This is a genomic window from Pseudopedobacter sp. (genome assembly GCF_040392825.1).
Taxonomy (GTDB): domain Bacteria; phylum Bacteroidota; class Bacteroidia; order Sphingobacteriales; family Sphingobacteriaceae; genus Pseudopedobacter.
In genome coordinates, this window is sequence record NZ_JBEBVH010000232.1 from 1 (window position 1) to 6,478 (window position 6,478).

Genomic DNA, 6,478 nt, shown 5'->3' on the forward strand with positions numbered 1-6,478 from the left:
TGTCTATATTTATTGCATTACTGTCTTTTAAAAATCCGGAATATCAGGTACAAGCTAAATTTTCTATTTTAATTGCTTCTACCATCTCTGGGTTAGTAGGATTTTTAGTACTTCGCCGTTTATCGGAAAAAAACCGGCATAACGAAATATCAGACAATATTTAATTCTTAAAACGTAACCGGGGTGCTATATTAAAAATATTTACGCAGAAGATTTTTTTTGTATAAAGAAGGCTTCTGGCATGAAAATAAAACGATCTGAATTTTCTCTATTTTTTAAAGTGTTTTATTATATTAGGGTATTATCTATTAACTAAAATAAGAATTATGGGGAAATTTGTAATTTCAAAAAGGAAAAACGGAGAATTCCAATTCAACCTAAAAGCCGGAAATGGACAGGTTATTTTAGGTAGTGAAGGCTACAGCACCAAAGCAAATTGCGAAAATGGAATTGCGTCTGTAAAAAAGAATTCCCAGATCGATGAAAGGTTTGAAAGAAAAACATCAACAAATGGCAAACCTTATTTTACATTAAAAGCGAGCAATGGCCAGGTAATTGGTACCAGCGAAATGTATGAAAGTGAAGCTTCGAGAGATAATGGAATCAAGTCTGTTGCATCGAATGCAAAAGATGCTATTATTGAAGACGAAACTGTGTAAGTATTTACGATAACAAGAAGGCTCTGCTCTCGTTACATCGGGCAGAGCTTTTTTTATTAATATAAAAGATAGCAATTTTCGGGTTTTATTTAATATAGGGAAATCAGAACTTTGGTACAAATCCCTAAAGCAATGGAAACACAAAAAATCATCAACTATAATCGTATTGCCAAAGCTATTGAGTTTATTCGCCAGAATTTCAAGAAACAACCTGGGTTAGACGAAATTGCGGAACATGTAAGTTTAAGCCCGTTCCATTTTCAGAGACTTTTCTTAGAATGGGCAGGGACCAGTCCGAAGAAATTTTTACAGTATATTAATATCCAATACGCCAAGCAACTTTTAAAGGAATCTAATGATATAAGCTTATTCGATACGGCTTATAAAACGGGGCTTTCCGGTACCGGACGATTACATGATTTGTTCATAAAGATTGAAGGTATGACTCCCGCCGAATATAAAAATGATGGAAAAAACCTGAACATAAACTACGCTATTGGCGAAAGTCCTTTTGGTGAATTAATAGTTGCTTCTACAGATAAGGGCCTTTGCTATATGGCTTTCTCTTCTTTAAAAGAAATAGCGGTGAAGGAGCTTAAAGAAAGATTTCCTAAAGCAAATTACTCAGAACAAACAGACCCTTTTCAACAGGCCGCATTGTCTGTATTTCAAAATGACTGGACTAAACCTCATGAAATAAAGCTTCATTTAAAAGGCACAGATTTTCAGCTAAAAGTGTGGGAAGCTTTGCTTAAAATTCCTACAGGACATTTAGCTACTTATAACCGGATTGCACAGGAGATAGGAAATCCTAAAGCTTCCCGGGCTGTAGGTTCTGCTATTGGTTCCAATCCCATTGCTTTTATTATTCCGTGTCACAGGGTTATCCAATCATCCGGCATCATTGGAGGTTATATGTGGGGTAGTACCAGAAAAACAGCTATTATAGGTTGGGAAGCCGCCAGAAATATAGAAGAGCATGAATCTGTTTAGCGACCAACCCTTTTTAGAGAATCTTCTCCCCTACGATGGAGAAGTTTTATATTACGGAAAAATATTTAGTGCTCATAAAGCTTCAGAATACCTGGAGAGTCTGTTAAATAGAATAGAATGGAAGCATGATGAGGCAATTATTTTCGGAAAACATATCGTTACTAAGCGTATGGTTGCCTGGTATGGGGACAATGAATATGAATATACTTATTCTAATATCACAAAAAAATCATTGCCCTGGACATCAGAGTTACTTGAGCTTAAATGTATAGCAGAGAGAAAAACAGGCGAACAGTTTAATTCTTGTCTGCTTAATCTTTATCATGATGGAAATGAAGGGATGGCATGGCACAGCGATGCAGAAAAAGACCTTAAGCCAAATGGCGCAATAGCCTCATTAAGTTTCGGAGCAGAGAGAAAGTTTTCATTTAAACATAAAGAGAGTAAAAAAAACGTTTCTCTTGATTTACAACATGGAAGTTTACTATTGATGCGGGGTACAACACAGACTTTCTGGCTCCACAGGCTTCCTCCAACGAAAAAAGTAAAAACCGTCAGGATTAATCTAACTTTCAGATTTATTCAAGAAAAAGGCGTTTCTTTTTAAGAAACGCCATAACATCATTTGCAGTAAAACACATTAAAACTGCAAAGACATTTAGACAAATTTCATTTTCAATAGCTTAGATTCCAGCTCCAGTAACTCATCCATCATTTTCTTTTTATAAATTTCTGTCTGGTTATGAATTGAAGGAATTAAAGACTTATAATAATTTATTCCGTTTTCCAATTGCTGCTGAAACTTGGTAAAGTATTTTACCTTCTTATCATTCAAATCTTTTAAACTGGCGCTCATATCTTTTTTCAGATAATCTATATACAAATTCAGCTCATTAATGAATAAATTGGAGCGGTTGGTATTGCCCAGCAAATTTATTTTACCATAAATATGTTTTACCATTTCTTCCAGGCTAAACTCGCCAGAGAAATAAGCAATATTAGGTCCGGGACAAATAGCCACCGCATTATTTTCTTTTGGTTTCAATATCTCATTTTTGATATAAGTAGAAGTAGCTAATCCCTCGCATAAACAAACCTTCTCTGTAACTTTCTGGAATTCTTCCTGATATTCCTTTTCAGATAGATTAGCCGCTTTCAGCTCTTTAATCTTATGGTTCTGATATTCTCTGGATGCCGTGCAGATGGGTTCTTCTGTAAACTCGGTATTTGAAACTAAATATTTTTTAGTACATGGGCTTCCGGGTCTTCCTTTCTCTATGCGCTCTAACCTCAATTTTTCAATAGAGCTTAATCTGAAATTGTTAAATGGAACACCCAACGGTGATGAACCGCTGATATAGAAATCATTCTTATCTGCTTTTACTAAATTTTTTAATGTCTCGGTATCAACATTGGTTGCTTCCGGTACTAGTAAAAACGGGCTTCCCCATCCAGTTGCATCCAATTGATAGTAATCCAGTAAGAAACTATCTTCCTCTGCTGTTCCAATTCCACCCTGCACACTTATTTTTGAAAATGGCCTCAACGCAGTTTCTATGTTTTTCTCTGTCAGAGCTTTATTATAAATCTCGAAAAGCTCATTAAACATACTTTCTTTCTTCTGCCTAAACTCCTCTAAAATTGGTCCCAGCAGATAGCCTTCTGTTGCAAAAGCATGCCCTCCGCAATTCAACCCAGATTCTATTCTGAATTCTGATATCCAAAGACCTTTTTTAGCCAGCATTTTTCCTTGAATTAACGCAGAACGAAAATCACTAACTTTCAAAATGATTTTCTTTTTGATACTCCCCGCAACATCCGGGTAGAAGTCCTTAAAATTCTCTATATATGCATATAAGCGCTGATTCATCCCTGCAGAAAGCACAACAGAAGAATCCAGGTTACTTAATGCAAATCCTCTTAAAGCTTCCAGTGCATCGGAGTTAATCTCTGCCCCATTCCCGTCAAAATTCAACTTATCTACTTTAGCCATAATATTTACATCTATAGCCCCTTTCTGCATGCTTTCTTTCAGATCCAACTGCATTCTGTGTTTCAGCGTATGATCTTTCTCATCCAGCATTTCCATATATTTCCGTTTTAGCGGAGATATTTCAGACAATAAATCGAAATACTTATTAATTTCCTTTCCACTTTCAAAATCTTCTTCTTTAAGCTTGTTAAACTGTTCGTTTACAAACTCATCCATCATATTCAGATATGCTGTAATTCTTTTTGAACGGAAATCCGCTTCTTTATTTGTAATCTCCTGATAGGGTTTCCCTCCTTTTTCCAAATGAAATTTTCTCATTCTTTCAATCAGCTGATCGTCTACGATAGAAGCAACCGAAGAAATACCATATTTAGCTACCTTTAAAGGAGTATCTACAGAAAAACCCAGACCCAGAACTGGAATATGAAAAGTGTGCGCCATAATTTATTTAAACTATAACACAAAGAACCTGTAAAATAGAAAAATAAAATATGATCAAGATCACTTAACTATGTAATTTTGGTAAATTATCAAGATATTCGCATCTTGTTACCTGATGACTATGATTGATCAGATTTCTTTATTAAACGCAATAATAGACACTGCAATAGACGGAATTATAACTATTGACTCCAAGGGCATTGTAGAATCTATCAATCCTTCTGCCTGTGGCCTGTTTGGTTACGATTCGTCAGAAGTTATTGGAAACAATATCAGTATGCTGATGCCTGAGCCCGACCGCTCCAGACATGACGGTTATATATTGCGTTATCAAAGAACTTCTGAACCCCATATCATTGGCAAAGGAAGAGAAGTCAAGGGGCTTCGTAAAGACGGGACTCTTTTTCCTTTCAGGCTGGCAGTAAGCGAAGTTCAGTTTCAAGGAAGAGTTATTTATACCGGCTTCATTCATGATTTAAGCCGAGAAAAAGACGCAGAAGAACAGCTAAAAAAATACACCGACAGGTTAGAACATTTGGTTGAAGAAAGGACAATAACACACAAAACTCTTATTAAACAGCATCAAAATACAAAAGAGGAAGTAATACAACGTTTAGAAAAAGAAAAAGAGCTCAATCAGCTAAAAAGCAGATTTGTATCTATGGCATCACATGAGTTCAGAACACCTCTGAGTTCTATTCAATTATCTGCTTCTTTAATCGAAAAATATAATTCTCAATACGGAAACGACAACATTTCTAAACACGTTAGCAAAATAAAATCAAGTGTTGCTAATCTGACTAATATCCTGAATGATTTTCTTTCTTTAGAAAAATTAGAAGCCGGCAAAGTAAGCTTGCAAATTAGCACTTTTGATATCGTAAAGTTCTCGGAAGAAATAACCGAAGAAATGCAAATGATTGCCAAACAAAATCAAAATATCATATACCAGCATACAGGAACTCGGAGTAAGATCAACACAGATATCAATCTTCTAAAAAACTGCATTGTTAATTTAATAGGAAATGCTATTAAATATTCCGGGGAGAATACCTTTATTGAGTTTAATACCGAAATGCTTGATGAAAAATGTATTATTACCATAAAAGACAATGGTATTGGTATCCCGGAAACAGAACAAAAGCATCTTTTCGAAGCATTCTTTAGAGCACATAATACCGGCAGTATCCCTGGCACAGGGCTTGGTCTAAATATAGTAGACAGATATGTTAAACTGATGCACGGAACCATTGCTTTTGAAAGCGCAGAAAATAAGGGCACTACTTTTACCATAACGCTAAATCAGCATGAAGAATAAAATACTGATCATTGAGGATAATCTGGATATTAGAGAAGGAACGGCAGAAATATTGGAACTCGCCGGATATGAGGTTTTAACTGCCCCCAATGGAAAAAATGGAGTTGAAATAGCACAATCCTATCTTCCGGATTTAATTATCTGTGATATTATGATGCCTGAATTAGATGGCTATGGCGTATTGTATTTATTAAATAAAAATCCGGAAACGGCTTCTATTCCTTTCATTTTCTTAACGGCTAAAGCCGAACGGGTTGATTTAAGAAAAGGTATGGAAATGGGTGCCGATGATTATTTAACCAAACCTTTTGATGATATTGAATTGCTTAATGCCATAGAAAGCAGGTTAAAGAAAAGGAAGCAGCAAAAAGACTTTTTTTCCAAAGGATTACAAACTTTAGAAGATTTTGCAAGAAAAAACAATAAACAAGCCGAGCTTACAGAGCTAATTACCCACAAAAAAATAAGAAACATTAAAAAAGGGCAGGTTATTTATTATGATGGTGATAACTCGCAGGGTATTTACTTAGTTGTTAACGGTAGTGTTAAAATTGTAAAACTAAGCAAAGACGGCAGAGAGCTTTTAACGGCAATACACCATACAGACGAATATTTTGGTATTTATGATGCGCTAATTGGCAACTCGCATTCCGAAACTGCAGAAGCATTGGAAAACAGTTCGATCTGTTTATTAAACAGAGAACAGGTTAATGAAATTATTAATAAACACCCGGCAATAGCCATGCAGTTTATTCACCTGCTGGCAGAAACACTCAAAGAAAAAGATGAACAATTGGTTCAGCTGGCTTACCATTCTGTAAGAAAGAGATTGGCAGAGACACTGTTAAGAATAAATGACATACACCAACAAAGTAATATTTTTAAAATATCCAGAGACGATTTAGCCGGTATGGCTGGTATGGCAACAGAAACTGTGAGCCGTACATTGAGTGATTTTAAGGAAGAGAAGTTAATAGAAAAAAAAGGTTCAGAAATACACATTTTAGACATAGACAAACTCAGAAACCTAAAGAATTGATTTCTTAATCAAAAAATAAAGAAAAATAATACAGG

General features: G+C 35.3%; 7 protein-coding genes. 6 read left to right on the top strand and 1 reads right to left on the bottom strand.

Going from position 1 to position 6,478, the window contains the following annotated elements:
* Positions 1 to 11: 11 nt before the first annotated feature.
* The 4 genes from ABWO41_RS14235 to ABWO41_RS14250 all read left to right on the top strand — a co-directional run bounded on the left by ABWO41_RS14235 (position 12) and on the right by ABWO41_RS14250 (position 2,259).
* Entirely contained in the window at positions 12 to 164 is a 153-nt protein-coding gene (locus ABWO41_RS14235) for a hypothetical protein (protein ID WP_353139386.1), read from the top strand.
* 162 nt (positions 165 to 326) lie between these two features.
* A complete protein-coding gene (locus ABWO41_RS14240) occupies positions 327 to 659 on the top strand; it encodes a YegP family protein (RefSeq protein ID WP_502945656.1) in 333 nt (110 codons plus the stop codon).
* 132 nt (positions 660 to 791) lie between these two features.
* Positions 792 to 1,652 (top strand): methylated-DNA--[protein]-cysteine S-methyltransferase, encoded by an 861-nt coding sequence (locus ABWO41_RS14245; RefSeq protein ID WP_353139374.1) that lies wholly within the window; start codon positions 792 to 794, stop codon positions 1,650 to 1,652.
* Positions 1,639 to 2,259 carry an alpha-ketoglutarate-dependent dioxygenase AlkB family protein gene (locus ABWO41_RS14250; protein ID WP_353139377.1) on the top strand — a complete coding sequence of 207 codons (621 nt, stop codon included), beginning with the start codon at positions 1,639 to 1,641 and terminating at the stop codon, positions 2,257 to 2,259. The genes ABWO41_RS14245 and ABWO41_RS14250 overlap by 14 nt, the downstream gene beginning before the upstream one ends.
* A gap of 51 nt (positions 2,260 to 2,310) precedes the next feature.
* Here the strand turns inward: ABWO41_RS14250 and ABWO41_RS14255 are convergent, their stop codons facing one another.
* Positions 2,311 to 4,086, bottom strand: a complete 1,776-nt coding sequence (locus tag ABWO41_RS14255) for a hypothetical protein (RefSeq protein WP_353139380.1) — start codon at positions 4,084 to 4,086, stop codon at positions 2,311 to 2,313.
* A 121-nt stretch (positions 4,087 to 4,207) separates the two neighbouring features.
* On the opposite strand from ABWO41_RS14255, the gene ABWO41_RS14260 reads away from it, so the two are divergent.
* Complete coding sequence (locus tag ABWO41_RS14260; RefSeq protein ID WP_502945657.1) at positions 4,208 to 5,404, top strand: PAS domain-containing sensor histidine kinase; 1,197 nt, start codon at positions 4,208 to 4,210, stop codon at positions 5,402 to 5,404.
* A complete protein-coding gene (locus tag ABWO41_RS14265) occupies positions 5,394 to 6,443 on the top strand; it encodes a response regulator (RefSeq protein ID WP_353139383.1) in 1,050 nt (349 codons plus the stop codon). Before ABWO41_RS14260 ends, ABWO41_RS14265 begins: the two co-directional genes overlap by 11 nt.
* Positions 6,444 to 6,478: the final 35 nt, after the last annotated feature.

What these genes read in the sequence shown, in the direction of transcription:
- ABWO41_RS14240 (WP_502945656.1), top strand. Translation starts at nt 327, where the DNA reads ATGGGGAAATTTGTAATTTCAAAAAGGAAAAACGGAGAATTCCAATTC.
- ABWO41_RS14245 (WP_353139374.1), top strand. Translation starts at nt 792, where the DNA reads ATGGAAACACAAAAAATCATCAACTATAATCGTATTGCCAAAGCTATT.
- ABWO41_RS14250 (WP_353139377.1), top strand. Translation starts at nt 1,639, where the DNA reads ATGAATCTGTTTAGCGACCAACCCTTTTTAGAGAATCTTCTCCCCTAC.
- ABWO41_RS14255 (WP_353139380.1), bottom strand. Translation starts at nt 4,086, where the DNA reads ATGGCGCACACTTTTCATATTCCAGTTCTGGGTCTGGGTTTTTCTGTA.
- ABWO41_RS14260 (WP_502945657.1), top strand. Translation starts at nt 4,208, where the DNA reads ATGATTGATCAGATTTCTTTATTAAACGCAATAATAGACACTGCAATA.
- ABWO41_RS14265 (WP_353139383.1), top strand. Translation starts at nt 5,394, where the DNA reads ATGAAGAATAAAATACTGATCATTGAGGATAATCTGGATATTAGAGAA.